The organism is Pseudomonadota bacterium, assembly GCA_027624715.1.
GTDB lineage: Bacteria > Pseudomonadota > Gammaproteobacteria > Burkholderiales > Eutrophovitaceae > Eutrophovita.
The window spans coordinates 78,956-99,154 of record JAQBTV010000003.1 but is presented as its reverse complement, the minus strand read 5'-3'; the positions used below and the strand labels follow the sequence as shown (position 1 = coordinate 99,154).

Here is a 20,199-nt window from a genome sequence, read left to right as displayed (position 1 = left end):
GTGTCGTGATTCACAAAAAAGAGTCTAACTGTGCGAGCTCATCGATATAGAAATTCATCATCTGTATTAGATGAGTTTAAATTCCGGATTCGGGGGAGCATTATCGCAATGTTGATCATGTCAGCATTGTTATTGGGTAGATTATTTTATCTCCAGATTGTGAATACTGAGTACTATCAGGTTAGGGCTGAAAACAATCGCATCAATGCAACGCCGATTTTGCCCAACCGCGGACTGATCTACGATAGCAAAGGTAAGGTACTCGCAAAAAACTATTCGTCGTATGCACTTGAATTGTTGCTGCGTGATAATGATGACCCTTACAAGGTTATAAATCGCCTAGCTGACCTGATCGTAATTACTCGTGAAGATTTTAGGCGTATCGAGGATGCCTTGAGCGCCACCAGTCGATTCTCCAATATTGTCATCCGAGACGATCTTAGCGAGGGAGAAGTCGCACTATTTACGTCTTATGCGTATCTATTTCCAGAGATTCAATTGAGCGCTCAGCTGTATAGAGAGTATCCCTATGGTGAAATGACTTCACATTTGTTGGGTCACGTCACGCGTGTGAGTGAAGCAGACCTGCAAATGTTGGAGCAAAAGGGACTGAAGACGGCCTATACTAATTCCGACTGGATTGGGAAGCTCGGCATCGAGGCTTTTTATGAAAACACCTTAAGAGGGCAGTTAGGGCTCAACTATGTTGAAGTGGATTCGAGGGGTACTGAGCTACGTCTTCTCGAACGCCAGAATCCAATCAGTGGAAAGAGCATAGTTTTAAGCATTGATATTGCGCTACAGCGAGTGGCATATGAGGCATTCGCTGACCAAAATGGCGCTTTAATTGCGCTAGACCCGAATGATGGGAGTGTCTTAGCCTTTGTATCCAAACCCGGATATGACCCGAGCTATTTTGTAAGAGGATTTGATACCACGACGTGGCAGCAGATTCTAGATTCGATTGATCGACCTCTAGTCAATCGAGTGAGTAGCGGCGTTTATCCGCCTGCATCTACGCTTAAACCTTTTTTAGCTTTGGCTGGCTTGGAGGAGAACATACGGACACCTACTTGGTCGATGTGGGACCCAGGATATTATTCTCTTCGTGGTAGCAACTATAAGTTTAGAGATTGGCAAGCAGGGGGACATGGGCAGGTAAACCTCCATAAGGCGATTGTTGAGTCCGTTGATACGTATTTTTATAAGTTAGCTGACGATTTAGGGATTGACATGATTCACCAGTACTTAACGAGGTTTGGTTTCGGGGCTAAAACGGGTATTGATTTACCTAGTGAATCGAATGGCATAGCCCCTTCGCGAGATTGGAAACAACGACGCTTTGGAACGCCCTGGTATCCCGGAGACACGATATCAGTGGGCATTGGTCAAGGATACAATTTGGTTACACCATTACAATTGGCTGTTGCAACGGCGGGGATTGCCAACGGCCACTCCTTGATTCAACCGATGCTATTCAAAACCGAATTGAATACAAATCACAGGCAAGATGCGCGCATGATAAGCCTTGCGCGCGCGAGACCTTTAAATATGTCGTCGCAACACGTCAAGGTGCTGAGAAAGGCTATGGAGGACGTGATGAGGCCAGGCGGGACGGCAGGTAACGCTGCGGCTGGGGCCACCTACACGATGGCGGGCAAAACGGGAACTGCACAGGTTTTTGGCCTCAAGGGTGCAGATTATGATGAAAGTAATATTAAAAAAAAGTTGCGAGACCACGCCCTATTTATCGGATATGCCCCTGCAGAAATTCCGAAAATCGCGTTGGCCGTCGTAGTGGAAAATGGGGGGCACGGCGGTAGTGTGGCCGCGCCGATTGCAAGAAAAGTTTTTGATGCGTACTTTAAATCTCAGCCATGACTTTGTTTGATGGTGCAGACGAGAGGGTTATGGATATTCTCCCGCGGATAAAGACTGGAATTACTAAGACGCTTGCTGGCCCGTTTTTGGTACTCATACTGGCGTTATGCGTTATGAGTTTAGGCGTGCTCTACAGCTCATCTCAAGGGGATGTCGTTAGAGTCATTACGCAGGCGAAGCACTTTGCCATCGCTTTAGTGCTGATGTGGGTGGTGGCGAAGATGCCGCTTGAATATCTTAGTCGAATGGCTTTGCCACTTTATCTTTTGGCATTAATCTTATTGATTTTGACTGCTCTCATTGGCGACGAATCCAAAGGCGCCCAGCGGTGGCTCGATCTCAAAGCTATACGCATTCAGCCTTCAGAGCTAATGAAAATCGCACTACCTTTAATGCTCGCTTGGTATTTTGATCGATATGAATGCATACTCAGGCCGACTAATTATCTCGTAGCAGCTTTGTTGTTACTTGTACCCGTCGCGCTGATTTTGAGACAACCTGATTTAGGGACCGCTATACTGGTTTTTTCTTCTGGTTTTTTCGTCTTATTTTTTGCTGGGATGTCTATTCGAATTTTTGCGTTTATTGCGACACTTGCTGTTTTAGTGATGCCTCTTGCTTGGGGATTGCTGCATGCTTACCAGCAAAAAAGAATTCTTATGTTATTTAATCCATCGGCGGATCCACTTGGTGCAGGATACCATACCATTCAATCAACAATTGCGATTGGATCGGGTGGTTTTTGGGGTAAAGGATGGACGGATGGCACGCAATCACAATTAAATTTCCTGCCAGAAGGCACTACGGATTTTATTTTCGCGGTGCTTGGTGAGGAGTTTGGGTTTGTGGGCGTATTACTTATTTTTGTAGTGTATGCGCTGCTGATTTGGCAGGGGTTAAGAATAGCGACCCAAGCGCCTAGCCTTTTTGCCCGCTTGGCGGCAATTTCCATCACGATGACCTTTTTTATTTATGCTTTTGTAAACGTTGGTATGGTGATTGGGTTGCTGCCAATTGTCGGGGTGCCATTACCCTTAATGTCTTTCGGCGGATCTTCCGCAGCTACGGTTTTGCTTGGTATGGGCGTATTGATGAACTTCCGTGCAAACCGTCGTCTCGTGCAAACGTGAGGTCAGCATTATGTCTCCTGGGCACATTGAGCACTCCCGCTTTTTATGTAATTTGGAAAAGGCTTGTAAATGAATACTTTGATCTGTGGTTCTATTGCGTATGACTCTATTATGCTTTTTGAAGATCGGTTTAAAAACCATATTATTTCCGATCAGATTCATAATCTGAATGTTGCCTTTCTTGTGCCGTATATGCGGCGAGAGTTTGGTGGATGTGCGGGAAACATTGCTTATACTTTACATCTGTTAGGAGGCAAACCAGTCGTGATGGCAACGGTCGGTGAAGACCATAAGCCTTACACTGACCGTATGATGCAAATTGGGTTGTCAACGGATCGCGTGACGGTGATCCCAGATGTATTTACCGCGCAGGCATTCATCACGACTGATTTAGATGACAATCAAATTACAAGTTTTCATCCTGGCGCGATGAGTCTTTCTCATCAGAACCACATAGCTGATGTAGATCAAGTGAGTTTAGGCATTGTCGCGCCAGATGGTCGCGATGGCATGATTCAGCATGCGAGAGAGTTTTATGAGGCAGGGATACCTTTTGTTTTTGATCCGGGGCAGGGGTTGCCAATGTTTAATCGCGAGGAGTTGTTACACTTTGTGACTTTGGCAGATTACGCTGCAATGAATGATTATGAAGCGAAAATGCTAGAAGAAAAAACCGGACGGACGCTTCCAGAGATTGCTGGGGATTTAAAGGCCTTGATCGTTACACGAGGAGGCGGTGGATCTACCATTTACGTAGATGGCGAGGTTTTAGATATCCCGCTAGTTGCTGCAAAAGAAGTTGTCGATCCTACAGGTTGTGGCGATTCGTATAGAGCCGGACTTTTATATGGCATTCAAGAGGGCTTAGACTGGGGGACTACAGGGCGGCTTGCATCGCTACTAGGCGCGATTAAAATTGAAAGTCGTGGGCCACAAAACCATCAGTTTGATCGTACGCTCATCGAGATTAAGTTTAAGGAGTCGTTTGGCCGTTCGCTTGGATGGTGAGCTATTAATCCTGATTGATTACCTGGGTGACTTCTTGGGTTTCAAGGCAGTACGCAGTTAGCGGTCCACCCCAAATACATCCTGAGTCTATTGAGACTAAATTAGGATTTATATGCAGCCCGAGTGCGGACCAATGACCACAAATTAGCGTGACATCTCGAGGTCTTTTGGTTGGCAGGTCAAACCAAGGCGTATGGTTTTGCGGTATGTTTTGGTAATCTCCCTTGTAAGAGAAGTCCATCCCACCCGTTGCATCAAGCACTCTCATGCGCGTGAATGCGTTAAGGATGACGCGATAGCGCTCCCACCCTTCCAAATCCTCAGACCAGTGCTGTGGTTTTCCGCCCCGCATATTTTTTAAGAGTTCTGGATGCACATCACTCTTTAATAGGGCCTCGACTTCTGATGAGAGCGCTTGAGCCATAGCGAAATCCCATGAGGGGACAAGGCCTGCATGAACAAGTGCATAACGACCATCCTTAAAAAAAAGTGGTTGTTGGCGTAGCCAAAAAAGTAATTCTTGTTTATCAGGGGCGTTTAAAACGTCGTCTATTGTGTCGTCAGCCCTTAACGACTCGACGCCACTGGCTACAGCCAGTAGATGAAGGTCGTGATTCCCCAGAACCATTTGAACGGACGTCTTAATGTTATGGAGGTATCTGAGTACTGTTAACGAATCTGGGCCTCGATTGACGAGGTCTCCGACAAGCCAGAGCCGGTCCCCATCTGCGTTAAAGTTAAGCGTTTTCAGCAGTGTTAAGAACGTCTTGGCGCAACCTTGAATGTCACCAATTGCGTAGGTCGCCATACCTCAATTAACGTGCCGCTACCGGTAGCATAAATTTTTTGAATTGTGATCTATGAGAGGTATGAATGTTATTTGACCTTGGACAACATGAAATCTACGGCGGCTCGAATGTCGTCGTTTGAAGCATTAGTCGCCCCGCCTCTAGCAGGCATCATATTCTTACCATTGATAACGCTTTTGGAGAGGGTATCGTTCCCAAGCCTTATGCGTTCAGACCAAGCTGTTTTATCTCCTGTTTTAGGCGCACCGGCAATCCCTGCAGAGTGGCATGCCTGACACACGGTATTGTATAGAGTCTCTCCAGGATCTAGTGTTACTGCAACGCTTTTTGAATTCGATTCAACTGGTACTTTGTTCGAGCCGTTAGCGTTGAGTGGATCCATTCGTTTGGCGATTGCTTGCGCACTCATCGTAGAACTATTTGGATCGACTTTGATGCCTGCTGTGATAAATTGGACTATAAGTAAAATAATGGTTAGTGGCACGGCAAAGGCGAGGACGACAACGGTAATGAGTTGTTTTGGGGTGCGAATCAAGAGGGAGCTCCTATATCAAGTGTGTTGAAGCTGAACTAACGCGAGTCAGCTGGCCCGCGTCGTTTGCATTATTTGGCGACTTACAAATTATAAGCCAAATTCTTTTTGAGCTCTCTAAGTGCGTGTATGTTGTTACTGCTCAAAAATTGATTTAGATAATATAAAAATATTCGAAAGCGGCGCGCTCGACGGAGGCAAGGCATGGAAGCAGTATCTTTAGTTGGTTTATTCGTAAGTAGTTTGCTGTCAGCTAGTGTGTTGCCTGGTAGTTCCGAAATTATCTTTGTGACCATGATCCTTAATGAGGCTGCTCCGGCTTGGACTGTGCTTTGGGTCGCGACGATTGGGAACACGCTCGGCGGGATAGCGACGTTCATCTTAGGCCGGTTTATCCCGAAGCATAAGCCGCCCAGCGAGAAGGTGTTCGCATGGGTTCAGCGTTGGGGCGGCTTATCTCTTTTGATTTCTTGGGTACCGTTTGTAGGAGATGTCGTCTGCATTGCAGCAGGGTGGCTTAGAACGCACTTTGTCTTATCGGTTTCTTGTATTGCCTTAGGAAAATTCTTTAGATATTGGGTACTGATGGTTGGTCTAACCTAGGAACATACATACAGTGTACTGCTGGGATAAGTCTCAGAATGAGAAGGGGAAAATGTTGATGATAATAAAACAAAATGTTTCGTTGGCACGCTGCGTACGACAGCGTCTGAATTCTCGGAAGGTTTGAGTATGGGCCTTAGCATAGCCTCAGATTGTGTCTTGTGCTTGCCCGATCAAGAGCAGGTCATATGGTGGAACGATTTTGCGCGAGTGATCGCTGTCCGTGATGAGGGGTACCCGATTTTTTGTCGTGTGATTACGAATCGGCATTGGGTAGAGTTTTCTGATTTGTCGTCAACTGATCGAATAAAAATTATGCATGTTGTTTATGTTGTTGAAAGAACACTGCGTACGCTATTGAATCCGACGAAAGTCAATATTGCGTCTTTTGGAAACCTGGTTCCACATCTTCATTGGCATGTGATTCCTCGTTTCGAGAGTGATCCCCATTATCCCAATCCTATTTGGGGCGCGCAAACTGAAGGCCAACCAGTATTTCCGCCGGAAGGTTTTTGGGAGCAATTTCGTGATTCAATTAAAGAACAGCTAGCAGCTTGACAGCTGTTAGCGTATCAGACGGCTGGTTCCTGTTGGGGCACAATTTTTTTACTTGAGAAATGGATTGAAAATTCACTGCCTTGACCGGGTTGACTGGTGATTTTCAGTCGTGCCTCATGACGATTGAGAACATGTTTCACAATGGCTAAGCCAAGACCGGTGCCTCCGGTCTCTCGGGATCGGCCTTTATCAACGCGGTAGAAACGTTCCGTGAGGCGGGCTATATGATCCGCGGCAATTCCTACGCCTTGGTCTTGACAGGAAAAAACGGGCTCGTCACGGACTAGACCCCATCTGATGCTGATTGTACCCCCGGCCGGCGAATACCGAACTGCGTTACTGACCAAATTAGATAGCGCACTTCGGATTTCATCTTCTGCGCCTAGAATTTTCAAGTCAGAAGCCGCCTGAATGTCAATGATATGTTTTTTATTTGATAGTGTCCGCCCTTCGGCCGCAACTTCGTGAGCTAGTTTTGATACGTCGACGACCTCTTCTTGTGCGGCGTTGGAGGTCTCTAGTCGAGACAGGGCCAGCAGGTCGGTAATCAGACGATTCATACGACGACTTTGGTCGGACATTAATTCGATTCCGCGCGCTAAAAGCTCTGGGTTATCGGCGGGATCATCTTCGAATGTTTCAAGAAAACCTTGTATTACAGTGAGTGGTGTGCGTAGCTCATGGGAGATGTTGGCTACAAAGTCACGTCGTGTGGTTTCTATTTGCTCTTGTTCAGTAATATCTTGCGCTAATAAGAGCCCTTGTTCATGACCAAACGGAATCATTTGTATGGAGATAAGGCGATCTATACCTGTTCGAGGCAATCGAAGATTCAGTGTGGTCTCTACGTCAGGACCGCTCATAAAAGTTCGAAAAGCAGGTTGTCTGAGTAAGTAGTCAATTTGAACGCCGCGGTCACGGTTTAGTTTTAATTGAAAGTACTCTTCTGCTCTTGTGTTGCACCATTCAATTTGACTTGCTTTATTTAACAAAATGACTGCATCGGGTAAGGCTCGAGCGGCTTGTTCAAATCGATCGAGTGCGTGACTCAATGCAGCCTCTGATGCTTGTTGGCGTTTCTGAATTTTGATCAAACCTTTGAATACTCTATCCCAGCGAGATGTTACGGCTGGAGGTGACCCTGGTTCAGGTGAGTTAATCCATGATTCAAAAGAAGAAATGATTTGTCGTTCCGACCACAAGGCAATAAATAGCCAAATACACAGTGTAATTAGGCCGAAAGTCGTATCCCAGACCAGCGCAACAAACCCAGCGACAATCGCTGGGAATATAAGTGTTAAAAGAGCGGTGATCCAGTGTCGCAAGAGTGCGGTGTACCCATTCGTGTGGCGTTATGCCGCATGGTAACAAATTCGAAACGGTAGGGTTTATGGTTTTGAAAAACGATATCCAGCACCTCTAACGGTTTGGATGTAATCGTCGTGGCCCGAGCGTTCTAGCGTTTGCCTCAACCTGCGAATGTGAACATCCACAGTGCGGTCCTCTACAAAAACGTGATCACCCCAGACTTGGTCAAGAAGTTGAGCGCGCGTATAAACCCGTTCAGGATGCGTCATAAAAAAATGCAGTAACCGAAATTCTGAGGGCCCCATGTGAACAGTTTCTCCGTAGAGGGAGACACGATGCTGGGCGGGGTCGACTCGAAGTCCATTAGTTTCTACAATGTCGTCGGTCAGTTGTGGCGCGCGCCGGCGCAAAACGGCTTTTATCCGGGCCAAGAGTTCTTTCGGTGAGAATGGTTTTGTGACATAGTCGTCGGCTCCCGTATCAAGACCAGCTAGTTTGTCTGCCTCATCTGCTTTAGCAGTGAGCATGATTACGGGTATGGATTGGGTGCGTTTAGTGGACCTTAGTCGTTTAATGAGCTCTATGCCGCTGGCCCCCGGGAGCATCCAGTCGATGATTGCGAGGTCTGGGAGTGCATGGTCAATTAAGCGGATTGCATCCTCCACCGAGCCGGCACAGATTGTTTGATGACCGTTTCGTTTTAGTGTGAGGTCGATCAGCTCCGCAATAGCTGGCTCGTCTTCTACGACAAGAATGGTACTTGACATTCAATTGTTCGCTATAGTTGATTGTAAACGCAAATATATTATGACTATCTTGTTACAGAATTATTACAGCTAAGAGGTTCGTTTGTATACTAAGTCTTCAACTACTCAGTTAATTCCCACTGATATCGTGCACCACCAAAAAACTCGTTCACTTGAGATTACGTTTAGTAATGGTGACCAATTCATACTGACTTGTGAGTATTTAAGGGTTTTTTCCCCTTCGGCAGAGGTGCGTGGTCATGGCCCAGGACAAGAGGTACTGCAAGTTGGAAAAAAGAACGTCAATATTCAGCATATCGAACCGGTAGGGCATTACGCTCTAAAATTGACCTTTACCGATGGTCATGATACGGGTATTTTTTCTTGGGATTATTTATGGTCTTTAGGAAATAATTTTGAAAAAAACTGGTCGGACTATCTTGAGCGACTCCAGAAAAATGTAGCTTCGCGTGATTAACCCTTAAGACGACAGCATGGATTCAATAAAAAGCGAACAATCTGGTACTACCCACTTTGGTTATCAACAAGTCCCAGAATCAGAGAAAAGTAAACGAGTCGGGGCGGTCTTTAGTTCAGTTGCAAGCCAGTACGACCTCATGAATGACTTCATGTCCGCAGGATTACATCGTTTGTGGAAACGATTTGCGGTGCAGTTGTCGGGTGTCGTAATCGGTTCACGCGTACTTGATATCGCGGGCGGCACGGGGGATTTATCCAAGTTGTTCCTTGAAAAAATAGGTCCGGAAGGCGAGCTATGGTTAACCGACATTAACCTAGAGATGCTCAACGTCGGGCGAGATCGATTAATGGACGCCGGAAAAATGCCACCTTTATGCCAATGTGATGCTGAGTCTCTGCCTTATCCAGATGACTACTTTGATTGTGTCGCAGTGGCTTTTGGTTTGAGGAACATGACGCATAAAGCGCAGGCATTGAAGGAGATGTATCGGGTGACGCGTCGAGGTGGCCGGTTGATCGTGCTTGAATTTTCAAAGGTATGGAAGCCGCTTGAGAAGCTATATGATTTGTATTCCTTCAAGTTTATTCCCTTTATGGGCAGATTCGTTGCTAAAGATGAGGATAGCTATCGTTATCTGGCCGAATCTATTCGTATGCACCCTAGTCAAGAGGAGCTTGCGGAGATGGTTCGTGAATCAGGTTTCGATCGGGTTGAATACTTTAACCTTGCGGCGGGTGTGGTTGCAGTCCATCGCGGGTTCAAGGTGTGATGATGTTGCCCTTAGTTTTGATTTTGCGTTTTTTGAAACATGTGCTGTCTAGCTCGCTTGAAGCGAGACAGGATCTGGCTGCGCATAGCGGAAAGCTTGTTAGCGTAGAGACGCCTTTAGGACCAATTGTGGTGTGTATAGATAAAGAGGGTTATGTTGAACGCTATTCGGGAGACGAGCAACCGAGTTTAATCATCAAACTAAGTCCTGACGTCGCACTCAATTGGCTAAAAGAGGGTGAGTTTGGTTGGGCAGGCGTGCGTATTGAAGGTGACGCTCATTTCGCTTCTGACTTATCCCGCATCGTGAGTAAGATTGACTGGGACTATGAAGAGGATTTTTCTCGATTATTCGGTGATGTAATCGCCCATCGATTAGGTGAGCTCTTAAGAGGGTTTGGGCGCTGGTTAAGTGGTGCGCGTGAATCAATGAAGTCGTCACTGAGTGACTATTTAACCGAAGAATCGCGGTTATTGGTCACGAAGGTGCGTACTGAGCTGTTTATGCAAGAGGTGGATCAGCTATCGGATGCAGTGAGCCGTTTTGAGAAGCGTGTGGCCGAGGTCATTCGAATGCAACATAGCAACGAGAAAAACACCAACGTATGAGATTTTTTCGCGCACTGTATATTTTTTGGGTCGCGATTCAGTTTGGCCTTGACGAATTTGCGTTTTCGAATCGAGCGTTGCGGGGCTTTCGAGGCTTCATACGAATAATATTTTTTAACCGTGATCTGTCACGTCCAAGAGGCGAGCGACTGCGTCTTGCCCTAGAGCGGTTAGGGCCTATATTCGTTAAGTTCGGTCAAGTGCTCTCCACGAGGCGAGATATGATTCCGCTCGACATCGCAGATGAGTTGGCCTTGTTACAAGACCGAGTTGCGCCGTTTTCATCAGAGATTGTTTCAAAAATATTAGAGCAGTCATTTGAGGGCGATACGTCGACAATATTTAGGGACTTCGACCTTAAGCCAGTCGCCAGCGCCTCGGTTGCGCAAGTTCACTTTGGTGTATTGATGGATGGTAGAGAAGTAGCCGTAAAGGTATTGCGCCCTGACATTGGGTTTGTGATTAAGCGTGACATTGCACTGCTCGATTTGTTTGCGTGGGCGTTAGCGAGCATCCTTCCTGACGGTAAACGACTTAAGCCGAGAGAGGTGATTGTAGAGTTTAGACGGCACCTTGAAGATGAGCTTGATCTCATGCGCGAGGCGGCAAATGCCAGTCAACTGCGCCGTAACTTTAAACACTCAAACAGCTTGGTCGTGCCAGAAATCTATTGGGATTTTTGTCGTACTAACGTCATGGTCATGGAGCGAATGTCGGGCATTCCGGTTGGGAAAATTGATGAGCTTAGAGCCAACCAGATTAATTTAGAAAAACTGGCAGCGTCCGGTGTCGAGATATTTTTTACGCAGGTGTTTCGAGATGGATACTTCCATGCCGATATGCATCCTGGTAATATTTTAGTGCAGTTGGACGGGCGTTATGTCGCTCTTGATTTCGGGATTATGGGAACGCTCACTGAGGTCGATAAAAATTATCTGGCTCAGAATTTTTTGGCATTTTTTAGGCGTGACTACCGCGGCGTAGCAGAAGCACATGTTGATGCGGGTTGGGTACCTAAAGATACCCGTATCGATGACTTTGAGGCAACGATACGTTTCATTTGTGAACCGATATTCGATAAACCACTTAAGGATATTTCCTTTGGTCGGTTGCTCTTGAATCTTTTTCGGGCGGCGAGACGTTTTAACGTAGAAATTCAACCGCAGCTCATCATGCTTCAAAAAACGTTGTTGAACGTTGAGGGACTTGGTCGTGAGTTAGATCCAAACTTAGACCTCTGGAAGACGGCGAAGCCTTATCTTGAAGATTGGATGAAAGAGCAAGTAGGGCTCAGGGGGTTGATCAAGCAGATTAAAAAAGAGGCTCCCTTATGGGCCTCGATGCTCCCACGATTGCCGCGATTGATTGACGCTTATTTGTCAGAAGACTTAGAGTCAGGACGGGAAGAGCATCAACAGGAGATCAAAGATCTCAGCCGTAAGGTTCGACTCCTCGGGTTGACCACGGCAGGGCTTGCCTTATGTCTCATGGTCCTCGCATTGTTACAACGTTGAGTTGGTTCCAATATGGCTTTTTTGCGACAGCCGCAAAATTGTAATCAAACTGTAATATCCGACTTGCATTATGCGACACATCGGAAACGGTGTTGTGTGAGAGCCGTTTTTGTAAGTTCGAGCTCGCTCGGTTATGCACGAGATATTTCTATTATCTATTAGGAGATTGTGAATGTTCACAAAAAGTAACAAAGCACTTATAGCCACGGCAGTTGCGGGCGCGTTATTCTCGATGACTGGTAGTGTTGCTGCAAATAATGCATTGATCGATAAACTCTTTGACAAAGGCGTAATCAATGACGCTGAGTATCAAGAGATCAAAGCAGTTAAAGGCGATCCCGAATCCGTTAAAGCGAAATATAAAGGTGGATTCAGTTGGGAAACTCTAGACGGCAAAAACAAGTTTGCGATTCAAGGACGAATCCAACAGGATTTCTATGACTATGACCACGACCTAGAAAAAGATACTTTCGACACCCGTCGGGTTTACATTGGAGTCAAAGCGACGATTGATGAGGTCTGGGGTTTGGAAGCGACTATGAATCCAGATTCAAACAAGCTTGAGTATGCCTACATTGATTTCAAACCCAGCAAAGCATTCACTGCACGTTTCGGACAACAAAAGTTCCTTTCGGGTTATGAGGAAGGCACCAGTTCACGATTTATTGACTTCACAGAGCGTTCACTTGCTGATGGCCTTCAACCTGGCAAGCAAGTTGGTGTGCAAGTCTTTGGCGAGCCCGTTAAAAATACGTTCTTCTATGCAATCGGCATCTACAACGGTGAAGGTTTGAATACAAACGAGAGTGATGCATTAAGGGATCAAAAGGACACAATGTTCACTGTTGCGTATAATGCGGCGGCTGCGTTAGGTGCTGGTAAAGATTCGATCGCCCATATCGGCTTCTCTCGGTCACAAGGCGCTAGGGATTACCCATCAACAGGCATACTTTTTACAATTGATGGTGAGGCGGCAGGCGATGATTTCGGTTCCTGGACACTGGCTAATGGTCCGAGCAGTTTTGATCGTCAGCACTCCAATCTGAGTTTTGTTGCCGCAAAGGGCCCGTTCAAATTACAGGGTGAAGCCACGGAGGTGACAGTTGACACCAGCTCGATATCTGAAACGGTTGAAGCAACCTATATGGCCTTAACGTACATGTTAACAGGTGAGCATTACGCTAAATCATACAGCATGACGGGGCGAAAGGCTACCAAGCCTAACGCACCTTATTCTAAGGCTGGCGGTAAGGGCGCATGGGAACTTGGGTTTCGTACGTCGCAGTGGGATGCCACAGATGTTGCCACCAGCAACTACACAGGTTCTAAGGATGTTAGATCAACGACGTTCGGCGTGAAATTTATCCCGCATGAAAAAGTTCGATTCTTGTTGAATTTCGTTAATACTCAGTACGACACACCGATTGTCGCTGCGGAGGGTAACGAAAATGCCGTTATCTTGAGATCTCAAATTGATTGGTGAAGTAAGTCGTAAATAGTTTCGAACCATCTCCATTTTCAATAGCCAGCCTCTTGGGCTGGCTTTTTTTTGTGCCACATGGTGTCAGCATTAGGGTTTGACGATTCGTTACCTAGGTATTTTTATGATGAGAGGTACTGACGGGTTAATTCTTTCGTGAGACGAATCAGTTGATCTGTAGGAAGATGCTGTATCCCCGCCGCTGCGTGGCGCCCGCCCCCGGTGTCAAACTTGAGCGCAACTTGTTGCGCATGGGTGGGATTACTTTTGGGTGCGCGAATACTTACTGTATATCCTTTTTCCTTTTCAACAAGTATGGCGTGGGCGCGTTTGGGGAAGTTATTTGCCAGTTCGTTTGCGTAGATGCCATTAATTCTTCGGCTCCATTTTGTATTGGGAAGAACAACGATAGCCACATTTTCATTGACGGTTTGCGTCAGCACCTTACGTGCACGACTTAGGTCCTCATTATAATAAGTTTTGAGCGCTTGGAGTACCTCGGTTTCGGCGACCATACTCATGGGTTCATCGAACTGTTGCATTAAACAGTAAAGTTCCTCCGGATGATAATGCAGGTCTTCGACGGACTCACCATAGCTGTTGTAGTTAATGCAATTTCCCAGCTCCTGAAGTACTTCAATCGATTTTATGGAGAGACTGCCGGATGCCGCGAGTTCTCGCGCGCTTTGATCTAAGTTGTCTCCAAAAGCGCCAGTGATGGCCCAGTTTTGAAATCGACCATTCAGGTGGGTGTTGATGATGAGGCTGCTGCAGACGTTTGGATGAGTCTCAATATGTGCGATCAGGTTAGGGTGGTTTGGGATCTCGCCAGGATGATGGTGGTCAAACCATTCAACCATACAGCCGGCGGCAAGCGTTTTACTCAGAGCATCTCGATTGGTATGTAGAGAAATATCAACAACTGTGACTTGGCTCACGCCAAAGAGCATGACCTGTTCTAAAAGCGCGTTATCCCGTTTTACACCGGTAATTACTGAGGATTTTTTGGGTTGCGCTAGCCGAAGCTGCGTGATCCCACAGAGTCCGTCCGCATCACCATTAAAAATATCCACCTCACCCATGGTCTGCCGATATATATTTTACGAGAATCAAGTATTGTCTCCGATATAATCCGTAAACAACCAGTATTAACTATTTTATCGCTTATGAGCTTTTATCAGCACCACGTATTTTTTTGTTGTAACCAACGGACAGATGGCCGATCCTCTTGCAACGACCACGGCTCTCAGAAACTAAGGGATTATGCCAAGGCAAGGATTAAAGCGCTCGGCATGTCGGGGGCTGACCGTGTACGTATTAATCAAGCGGGGTGCTTGGATCGATGTGATGAAGGTCCGATCATCGTGATTTACCCTGAAGAGGTTTGGTATACCTTTATTGATGAGCATGATCTTGACGAAATTATTGATGAACACTTAGTAGGCGGACGCATTGTGGAGCGATTGAAAATTTGAACCGAAGAAATGAAGAGCTTTTATTGATTGAGGGCCCGTCCGGAAGTTTGGAAATCGTGGTCAATGAGCCGAGTGATACGAGTATCGGTTGTGCATTAATCGCTCATCCGCACCCCTTATATGGCGGGACCTTTAATAACAAAGTCGTGCAAACGCTTGCAAAAGCATTTTGTGCGTTGGGGCTAACCGCTGTGCGTTTTAACTTTAGAGGCGTCGGCAATAGCGATGGTGTCTACGATGGGGGTACAGGTGAGATTGAGGATTTTGAAGCGGTATTGACCTATGCCTCCAACAGATTTCAGCCAAAGTACTTAATTTTTTCTGGATTTTCTTTTGGTACCTACGTGGTTGCTCGGGCGGCAAAAGATAAAAGGCCCCATCAGGTTGTGCTGATCGCGCCTGCGGTGGGAAAATTTAAGATTGAGAATGTCCCTGCGGACTCCTTAGTGTTACATGGGGAAGAAGATGACGTGGTTCTGTTGTCTGACGTGCTAGATTGGGCTAGGCCGCAGCATGTACCCGTTACGGTACTCCCGGGAGCAGGGCACTTTTTTCATGGCGACTTAATTCGTCTTCAAAATGTAGTGATCAACCACTGTCGACAGAAGCTGTCGTCCTAGCGAAGTAGACAAGGAGATTCTGTTTTGATGGGCATAGTGAAAGCAACGCATATTATTCTTATGGTGACATGGTTCGCTGGCTTATTTTACTTGCCGCGATTATTTGTTTATCACGCGATGGCTGCTGACAAAACCAGCCAAGATCGTTTCAAAATTATGGAACGCAAATTGTTTTATGGAATCATGATGCCTGGCGCATTACTGACCATAGCTACAGGGTTTTGGTTGGTAATTGGTGGATGGGGTTTCGAGAGTTTTTGGATTCAAGCAAAACTCTGTTTGGTGGGTGTGCTGGTGATCTATCACATTTGGTGTGGGGTGTTGGTTAAAAAATTTAAGAACGATCAAAACCAGCACTCCCATGTTTGGTACCGCTGGTTCAATGAATTCCCCGTATTCATACTGGTGGCAATTGTTTTCTTGGTAGTTTTAAAACCGTGAAGCGGCGCTTTAAATAATGACGAAAGAGCGCACTATTAGTGAGAATTTGTTACTTATCAATGCTCAAATAAGTAAGGCGCTAAGCCGTGCGGGAAGGAAGGCAGAATCTGCGCAGTTGATTGCTGTAAGCAAAAAATTTTCTGCTGATGTAATCCGAGAAGCTTACCAATCAGGACAACTACGCTTTGGAGAGAATTATGTGCAAGAAGCGATTAATAAGATTGATACTTTGAGTGACTTGCCGCTTGAGTGGCATTTTATTGGGCCTATTCAGAGTAATAAGACAAGACAAATCGCGACTAAATTTGATTGGGTCCACTCTGTTGATCGAATAAAGATAGCCCAAAGACTCTCAGAGACAAGATCGGAAGTCGGTCATCCGCTGAAGGTTTGTTTGCAAGTGAACATAACAGGAGAAAAGACAAAGCAAGGGTGTCATATTTCAGATGTGTTCGAGCTTGCGCGAGTGGTGCAGCGCTTGCCCTATTTAGATCTGCGAGGCCTAATGACCATTCCAGAAGAGAATGCAGAGGATGGGGCCGTCTCAGAGACATTTCGACGGTTAGCCGAATTGATGGATTCCTTAAATCAAAATGATTTCGAGTTAGATGTGTTATCAATGGGCATGTCAGATGATTTAGAAATTGGCATCCAACAAGGAGCAACATTCGTGCGGGTGGGTCGAGGCATTTTTGGGGCTCGCTGAGCGATAATAGAATTTTAAAATATGGGATGACTATTAAGATCCAAAACTGAGGTAACAATAATATGAAAGTCGTTTTTATCGGCGGCGGAAACATGGCGACCGCACTTATCAGTGGGCTCCTGGAAAAGGGTTCGTCTCCGAGCGATTTTCTGGTTGTAGATATAGCTAAAGAGGCAAGGACAAAATTTGAGAGCATACAGATCAGTACTGCGCCAAATTTTATTGAGTCTGATTTTAATGCTGATGTTGTTGTCTTGGCTGTAAAGCCTCAAAACCTAAAAGAAGTGGTGCAGTCGTGTGCGACAAGTCTTAAGACAAGTCTTATTGTCAGCATTGTTGCCGGCATTCCCATCGCATCTGTCAGACACTGGTTAAATGGCTATAGTAGGATCATTCGTGTTATGCCGAATACTCCTGCGCTGATACAAGCTGGAGTGTCAGGTATGTATGGAGATGACATGACCAGAGTTGATCGCGAATTGGCGGAAAATGTTATGAGTTGTGTTGGGCGATATATATGGTGTCAGACAGAATCGTTAATAGATGTAGTCACGGCAATCTCTGGAAGTGGACCTGCCTACGTATTTTATTTTATTGAAGCTCTAGAAGCTGTGGGTATAGAGTTAGGGCTTGACCGCGATGCTGCCGAGTTACTAGCTGTGGAGACGTTTTTGGGGGCCTCAAGACTCGCAGCCCGGTCGGAAGAATCTGCATCTGCATTGCGTGAACGTGTGACCTCAAAAGGAGGAACGACGGCAGCGGCTTTGGCTTCTTTTGATGGCGACAAATTAAAGGATATGATTGCTCGTGGTGTACGGCGTGCTAGAGATCGCTCAGAGGAGTTAGCTAAAGAGTTTGGAGGGGCGAAATAATGATCGAGGCTGCCATTTTCTTGCTTAAAACAGTTTTGGGTATCTTCTCACTTGCGTTTCTGCTCCGGTTCTATTTGCAGATTGTACGAGCAACGCCACGCAACCCTTTAAGCATTTTCGTCTGCGCTATTACAGATTTTGCCGTAATACCTGCCCGGCGTTTCGTTCCTGTTTGGCGTGGCTATGACTTATCGACATTCTTATTGGCGCTACTCACAGAGATGTTGATGCTGAGCATGATTTTGATTTTAAGTGGGATAGATCTCAAACCTTCGACGCTCACGTCGGCTTTGGCAATCTTCTCTTTATCTGTGGTCAGCCTAGCTGAAATGTTCGTCTACATTATTATTGTGGTTACGTTTGCTCAAGTGATTTTATCTTGGGTTAATCCGTACAGTCCTATCGTGCCCTTGTTGACGGCCATGTCGTCTCCATTTTTAGATATCTTTAGGAGACGCTTCAACCCAGTAGGTGGCGTGGATTTGTCTCCGCTATTTTTGTTAGTGACGTGCCAGATTTTTTTAATCTGGCCAATTAGTAAGCTGTATCACAGCCTGCTGTTGTTTCTGGGCGCATCTTAGTTTGCGCACTACATTTATCCGAGTACGATATCGTATTCTTGTTGTCCGTACATAGATTCAGTTTGTAGCAATATTGTTTTGCCAATAAATTCTTCCGCCATCGCAATGCTTTGGGACTCTTCTTCTTGGAAAAAATTCACTACTTTTTGTGATGCGATGATGCGCAGACTCTTCGGATTGTATTGTCGTGACTCTCGAACCACTTCGCGAAGTATTTGATAGCCAATTGTTGCAATAGTTTTAATTTCACCACGCCCTGAACATGTCGGGCATGGTTCGCATAGCACATGCGCTAACGATTCCCTAGTTCGTTTTCTCGTCATCTCGACTAAACCAAGTTGTGTAAAACCATTAATAGTTACTCGTGTGCGGTCCAGCGTGATTGATTTTTCAAGTTCCTCGAGTATGGATTGTTTATGAGCTTCATTCTTCATATCAATAAAATCAATGAGGACAATGCCTCCAAGGTTTCTAAGCCTCAGTTGCCTAGCGATGGCTTGTGATGCTTCGAGATTATTTTTAAAGATCGTTTCTTCAAAATTCCTATCGCCAACAAATCCACCTGTATTCACATCTACTGTGGTGAGTGCTTCCGTCTGGTCGATAATGAGGTAACCACCTGATTTCAAATTTACATGCTTGCTCAGTGCTTTTTCTATTTCATCCTCAACCCCATACCGTTCAAATAAAGGTCGATCGCTGGTGTAGACTTGTACGCGGTTTGAAAATTTAGGAATAAAAGTCTTAGCAAAAGTTTGCATTTTTTGAAAGGTTTCTCTTGAGTCCACAAGGATGCGTTCAGATTCCTCTGCTAGGAAATCCCTCAAGATTCGAACACTTAAAGCTAGTTCTTGATACACGATGGATGGCGCTTCACTTGTCTCCGCTCGAGTTTCAAGGTCTTCCCAAACTCGTCTTAAATAATCGATGTCTGATTGAAACTCATCATCACTTGCGGTCTCTGCAAGAGTGCGAACGATAAACCCTTGCCGGCAACCATCACCTTTTAAGTGGATTAAACGCTCTTTAAGTTGCTCACGTTCTTCCTCGCCACCAATTTTTTGCGAGATACCAATATGATTTTCTAATGGTAGGTAGACTAACAAACGTCCCGCAATGCTGACTTGTGTAGATAGGCGAGCTCCTTTGGTTCCAATGGGGTCTTTAACGACTTGAACGAGTATTTTTTGTCCCTCATGAAGTATCTTTTCGATTGGTGTCTCGTTGGCGTCCTCCTGATTGCGGCCGAAAATATCGGCAACATGTAAAAATGCAGCTTTTTCTATGCCGATATCAATGAATGCCGATTGCATACCTGGCAAGATACGTTTTACAACACCGTTGTAGATATTTCCTACGAGCCCTCGTTGCGCTTCCCGTTCGATATGCAGCTCTTGTACGATTCCTCGTTGAATGATCGCGACACGTGTCTCCTGCGGTGTGACATTAAGCAGTATTTCATGATTCATAATAGTGCAAATCCGAATTTTTTGATTAGTTCCGATGTCTCGTAGATGGGTAACCCAACGACCCCTGAGTGACTGCCAGAAATATGAGTGATAAAAATGCTGGCGATTCCCTGGATGCCGTAGCTACCGGATTTGCCAAAAGGCTCAGTAGTTTGTATGTAGTTCTCAATGTCACGCTCGCTAAGTGATTGCATGCACACTGTCGTCATAGAAAGTGTTTGATGTACCTCGCCCTCTTGTTTCATGGTAACCGCCGTGAGTACTTGATGTTCTCGACCCGAAAGGCACTGCAGCATAAGTCGCGCGTCTTCCGCACCTTCCGGCTTACCTAAGATTTTGTCGTCTATGCTTACGGTTGTATCTACCGCTAAGACAGGAGCTTTCTCTAAATGATGCGCCACAAGATGCTTCCATGCTGCAGATGCTTTAATTAATGAGACTCTATTGACATATTGGATTGGCATTTCACTTGGAATGGGAGTCTCGTCGAAATCTGCGTTATCTCCTGAGCCTTCCACTAATTTAAGAAGTCGATAGGGTGCGCGCAATGAGTTTAGTATTTCTTCTCTTCGTGGACTTTGAGAGGCTAAGTAAAAAAAATCGCTCAT

At 45.8% G+C, this 20,199-nt stretch carries 23 protein-coding genes; 16 read left to right on the top strand and 7 right to left on the bottom strand.

Translation table 11 applies throughout. From position 1 onward, the window contains the following. Positions 1–30 precede the first annotated feature (30 nt). The 3 genes from mrdA to O3A65_03300 all read left to right on the top strand — a co-directional run bounded on the left by mrdA (position 31) and on the right by O3A65_03300 (position 4,019). Positions 31–1,881 carry a penicillin-binding protein 2 gene (gene mrdA / locus O3A65_03310; GenBank protein ID MDA1331495.1) on the top strand — a complete coding sequence of 617 codons (1,851 nt, stop codon included), beginning with the start codon at positions 31–33 and terminating at the stop codon, positions 1,879–1,881. Further along, positions 1,878–3,011 carry a rod shape-determining protein RodA gene (rodA, locus tag O3A65_03305; GenBank protein ID MDA1331494.1) on the top strand — a complete coding sequence of 378 codons (1,134 nt, stop codon included), beginning with the start codon at positions 1,878–1,880 and terminating at the stop codon, positions 3,009–3,011. The genes mrdA and rodA overlap by 4 nt, the downstream gene beginning before the upstream one ends. Before the next feature lie 69 nt (positions 3,012–3,080). After that, positions 3,081–4,019 (top strand): carbohydrate kinase family protein, encoded by a 939-nt coding sequence (locus O3A65_03300; protein ID MDA1331493.1) that lies wholly within the window; start codon positions 3,081–3,083, stop codon positions 4,017–4,019. A gap of 4 nt (positions 4,020–4,023) precedes the next feature. Here O3A65_03300 and O3A65_03295 read toward each other — a convergent pair whose 3' ends face one another. Together O3A65_03295 and O3A65_03290 are read right to left on the bottom strand one after the other, a co-directional pair. Beyond that, complete coding sequence (locus tag O3A65_03295) at positions 4,024–4,827, bottom strand: symmetrical bis(5'-nucleosyl)-tetraphosphatase (GenBank protein ID MDA1331492.1); 804 nt, start codon at positions 4,825–4,827, stop codon at positions 4,024–4,026. Between the two features lie 68 nt (positions 4,828–4,895). After that, entirely contained in the window at positions 4,896–5,363 is a 468-nt protein-coding gene (locus tag O3A65_03290; GenBank protein ID MDA1331491.1) for a c-type cytochrome, read from the bottom strand. Positions 5,364–5,564: 201 nt separating this feature from the next. Here O3A65_03290 and O3A65_03285 point away from each other — a divergent pair, with 201 nt between their 5' ends. Both O3A65_03285 and O3A65_03280 read left to right on the top strand, forming a co-directional pair. Then, positions 5,565–5,963 carry a DedA family protein gene (locus O3A65_03285; protein ID MDA1331490.1) on the top strand — a complete coding sequence of 133 codons (399 nt, stop codon included), beginning with the start codon at positions 5,565–5,567 and terminating at the stop codon, positions 5,961–5,963. 129 nt (positions 5,964–6,092) lie between these two features. After that, the gene (locus O3A65_03280) at positions 6,093–6,521 is read left to right on the top strand and encodes an HIT family protein (GenBank protein ID MDA1331489.1); all 429 of its coding nucleotides are present in this window, start codon (positions 6,093–6,095) and stop codon (positions 6,519–6,521) included. A 14-nt stretch (positions 6,522–6,535) separates the two neighbouring features. Here the strand turns inward: O3A65_03280 and phoR are convergent, their stop codons facing one another. Continuing rightward, positions 6,536–7,846, bottom strand: a complete 1,311-nt coding sequence (gene phoR, locus O3A65_03275) for a phosphate regulon sensor histidine kinase PhoR (protein ID MDA1331488.1) — start codon at positions 7,844–7,846, stop codon at positions 6,536–6,538. Positions 7,847–7,909: 63 nt separating this feature from the next. After that, positions 7,910–8,596 carry a phosphate regulon transcriptional regulator PhoB gene (gene phoB, locus O3A65_03270; GenBank protein ID MDA1331487.1) on the bottom strand — a complete coding sequence of 229 codons (687 nt, stop codon included), beginning with the start codon at positions 8,594–8,596 and terminating at the stop codon, positions 7,910–7,912. Between the two features lie 82 nt (positions 8,597–8,678). On the opposite strand from phoB, the gene O3A65_03265 reads away from it, so the two are divergent. The 5 genes from O3A65_03265 (at position 8,679) to O3A65_03245 (ending at position 13,430) form a co-directional block, all read left to right on the top strand. Beyond that, positions 8,679–9,053: a DUF971 domain-containing protein gene (locus tag O3A65_03265; GenBank protein MDA1331486.1), complete on the top strand. Its 375-nt coding sequence runs from the start codon at positions 8,679–8,681 to the stop codon at positions 9,051–9,053. Between the two features lie 16 nt (positions 9,054–9,069). Beyond that, entirely contained in the window at positions 9,070–9,825 is a 756-nt protein-coding gene (ubiE, locus tag O3A65_03260; GenBank protein ID MDA1331485.1) for a bifunctional demethylmenaquinone methyltransferase/2-methoxy-6-polyprenyl-1,4-benzoquinol methylase UbiE, read from the top strand. Continuing rightward, positions 9,825–10,433: a hypothetical protein gene (locus tag O3A65_03255; protein ID MDA1331484.1), complete on the top strand. Its 609-nt coding sequence runs from the start codon at positions 9,825–9,827 to the stop codon at positions 10,431–10,433. Before ubiE ends, O3A65_03255 begins: the two co-directional genes overlap by 1 nt. Beyond that, positions 10,430–11,947, top strand: a complete 1,518-nt coding sequence (gene ubiB, locus O3A65_03250) for a ubiquinone biosynthesis regulatory protein kinase UbiB (GenBank protein ID MDA1331483.1) — start codon at positions 10,430–10,432, stop codon at positions 11,945–11,947. The genes O3A65_03255 and ubiB overlap by 4 nt, the downstream gene beginning before the upstream one ends. Before the next feature lie 172 nt (positions 11,948–12,119). Continuing rightward, positions 12,120–13,430, top strand: a complete 1,311-nt coding sequence (locus O3A65_03245; protein ID MDA1331482.1) for a porin — start codon at positions 12,120–12,122, stop codon at positions 13,428–13,430. A gap of 119 nt (positions 13,431–13,549) precedes the next feature. Here the strand turns inward: O3A65_03245 and O3A65_03240 are convergent, their stop codons facing one another. Then, a complete protein-coding gene (locus tag O3A65_03240) occupies positions 13,550–14,509 on the bottom strand; it encodes a DHH family phosphoesterase (GenBank protein MDA1331481.1) in 960 nt (319 codons plus the stop codon). Between the two features lie 84 nt (positions 14,510–14,593). On the opposite strand from O3A65_03240, the gene O3A65_03235 reads away from it, so the two are divergent. The 6 genes from O3A65_03235 to O3A65_03210 all read left to right on the top strand — a co-directional run bounded on the left by O3A65_03235 (position 14,594) and on the right by O3A65_03210 (position 18,122). After that, positions 14,594–14,902: a (2Fe-2S) ferredoxin domain-containing protein gene (locus O3A65_03235; protein MDA1331480.1), complete on the top strand. Its 309-nt coding sequence runs from the start codon at positions 14,594–14,596 to the stop codon at positions 14,900–14,902. Then, positions 14,899–15,522, top strand: coding sequence for an alpha/beta hydrolase (locus O3A65_03230; GenBank protein MDA1331479.1), 624 nt, complete (start codon positions 14,899–14,901; stop codon positions 15,520–15,522). Before O3A65_03235 ends, O3A65_03230 begins: the two co-directional genes overlap by 4 nt. 27 nt (positions 15,523–15,549) lie before the next feature. Further along, complete coding sequence (locus O3A65_03225; GenBank protein ID MDA1331478.1) at positions 15,550–15,963, top strand: CopD family protein; 414 nt, start codon at positions 15,550–15,552, stop codon at positions 15,961–15,963. A gap of 16 nt (positions 15,964–15,979) precedes the next feature. Beyond that, positions 15,980–16,669: a YggS family pyridoxal phosphate-dependent enzyme gene (locus O3A65_03220; GenBank protein ID MDA1331477.1), complete on the top strand. Its 690-nt coding sequence runs from the start codon at positions 15,980–15,982 to the stop codon at positions 16,667–16,669. A 62-nt stretch (positions 16,670–16,731) separates the two neighbouring features. Further along, positions 16,732–17,541 (top strand): pyrroline-5-carboxylate reductase, encoded by an 810-nt coding sequence (gene proC / locus O3A65_03215; GenBank protein ID MDA1331476.1) that lies wholly within the window; start codon positions 16,732–16,734, stop codon positions 17,539–17,541. Continuing rightward, positions 17,541–18,122: a YggT family protein gene (locus tag O3A65_03210; protein MDA1331475.1), complete on the top strand. Its 582-nt coding sequence runs from the start codon at positions 17,541–17,543 to the stop codon at positions 18,120–18,122. Before proC ends, O3A65_03210 begins: the two co-directional genes overlap by 1 nt. Before the next feature lie 14 nt (positions 18,123–18,136). Here the strand turns inward: O3A65_03210 and rng are convergent, their stop codons facing one another. Further along, positions 18,137–19,591 (bottom strand): ribonuclease G, encoded by a 1,455-nt coding sequence (rng, locus tag O3A65_03205; protein MDA1331474.1) that lies wholly within the window; start codon positions 19,589–19,591, stop codon positions 18,137–18,139. Next, a complete protein-coding gene (locus O3A65_03200) occupies positions 19,588–20,199 on the bottom strand; it encodes a Maf family protein (protein MDA1331473.1) in 612 nt (203 codons plus the stop codon). Before O3A65_03200 ends, rng begins: the two co-directional genes overlap by 4 nt.

What these genes read in the sequence shown, in the direction of transcription:
- ubiB (MDA1331483.1), top strand. Translation starts at nt 10,430, where the DNA reads ATGAGATTTTTTCGCGCACTGTATATTTTTTGGGTCGCGATTCAGTTT.
- O3A65_03255 (MDA1331484.1), top strand. Translation starts at nt 9,825, where the DNA reads ATGATGTTGCCCTTAGTTTTGATTTTGCGTTTTTTGAAACATGTGCTG.
- O3A65_03300 (MDA1331493.1), top strand. Translation starts at nt 3,081, where the DNA reads ATGAATACTTTGATCTGTGGTTCTATTGCGTATGACTCTATTATGCTT.
- O3A65_03240 (MDA1331481.1), bottom strand. Translation starts at nt 14,509, where the DNA reads ATGGGTGAGGTGGATATTTTTAATGGTGATGCGGACGGACTCTGTGGG.
- rodA (MDA1331494.1), top strand. Translation starts at nt 1,878, where the DNA reads ATGACTTTGTTTGATGGTGCAGACGAGAGGGTTATGGATATTCTCCCG.
- rng (MDA1331474.1), bottom strand. Translation starts at nt 19,591, where the DNA reads ATGAATCATGAAATACTGCTTAATGTCACACCGCAGGAGACACGTGTC.
- proC (MDA1331476.1), top strand. Translation starts at nt 16,732, where the DNA reads ATGAAAGTCGTTTTTATCGGCGGCGGAAACATGGCGACCGCACTTATC.
- O3A65_03220 (MDA1331477.1), top strand. Translation starts at nt 15,980, where the DNA reads ATGACGAAAGAGCGCACTATTAGTGAGAATTTGTTACTTATCAATGCT.
- phoB (MDA1331487.1), bottom strand. Translation starts at nt 8,596, where the DNA reads ATGTCAAGTACCATTCTTGTCGTAGAAGACGAGCCAGCTATTGCGGAG.
- O3A65_03200 (MDA1331473.1), bottom strand. Translation starts at nt 20,199, where the DNA reads ATGAGCGATTTTTTTTACTTAGCCTCTCAAAGTCCACGAAGAGAAGAA.
- ubiE (MDA1331485.1), top strand. Translation starts at nt 9,070, where the DNA reads ATGGATTCAATAAAAAGCGAACAATCTGGTACTACCCACTTTGGTTAT.
- O3A65_03280 (MDA1331489.1), top strand. Translation starts at nt 6,093, where the DNA reads ATGGGCCTTAGCATAGCCTCAGATTGTGTCTTGTGCTTGCCCGATCAA.
- O3A65_03295 (MDA1331492.1), bottom strand. Translation starts at nt 4,827, where the DNA reads ATGGCGACCTACGCAATTGGTGACATTCAAGGTTGCGCCAAGACGTTC.
- O3A65_03285 (MDA1331490.1), top strand. Translation starts at nt 5,565, where the DNA reads ATGGAAGCAGTATCTTTAGTTGGTTTATTCGTAAGTAGTTTGCTGTCA.
- O3A65_03245 (MDA1331482.1), top strand. Translation starts at nt 12,120, where the DNA reads ATGTTCACAAAAAGTAACAAAGCACTTATAGCCACGGCAGTTGCGGGC.
- O3A65_03210 (MDA1331475.1), top strand. Translation starts at nt 17,541, where the DNA reads ATGATCGAGGCTGCCATTTTCTTGCTTAAAACAGTTTTGGGTATCTTC.
- O3A65_03225 (MDA1331478.1), top strand. Translation starts at nt 15,550, where the DNA reads ATGGGCATAGTGAAAGCAACGCATATTATTCTTATGGTGACATGGTTC.
- O3A65_03235 (MDA1331480.1), top strand. Translation starts at nt 14,594, where the DNA reads ATGAGCTTTTATCAGCACCACGTATTTTTTTGTTGTAACCAACGGACA.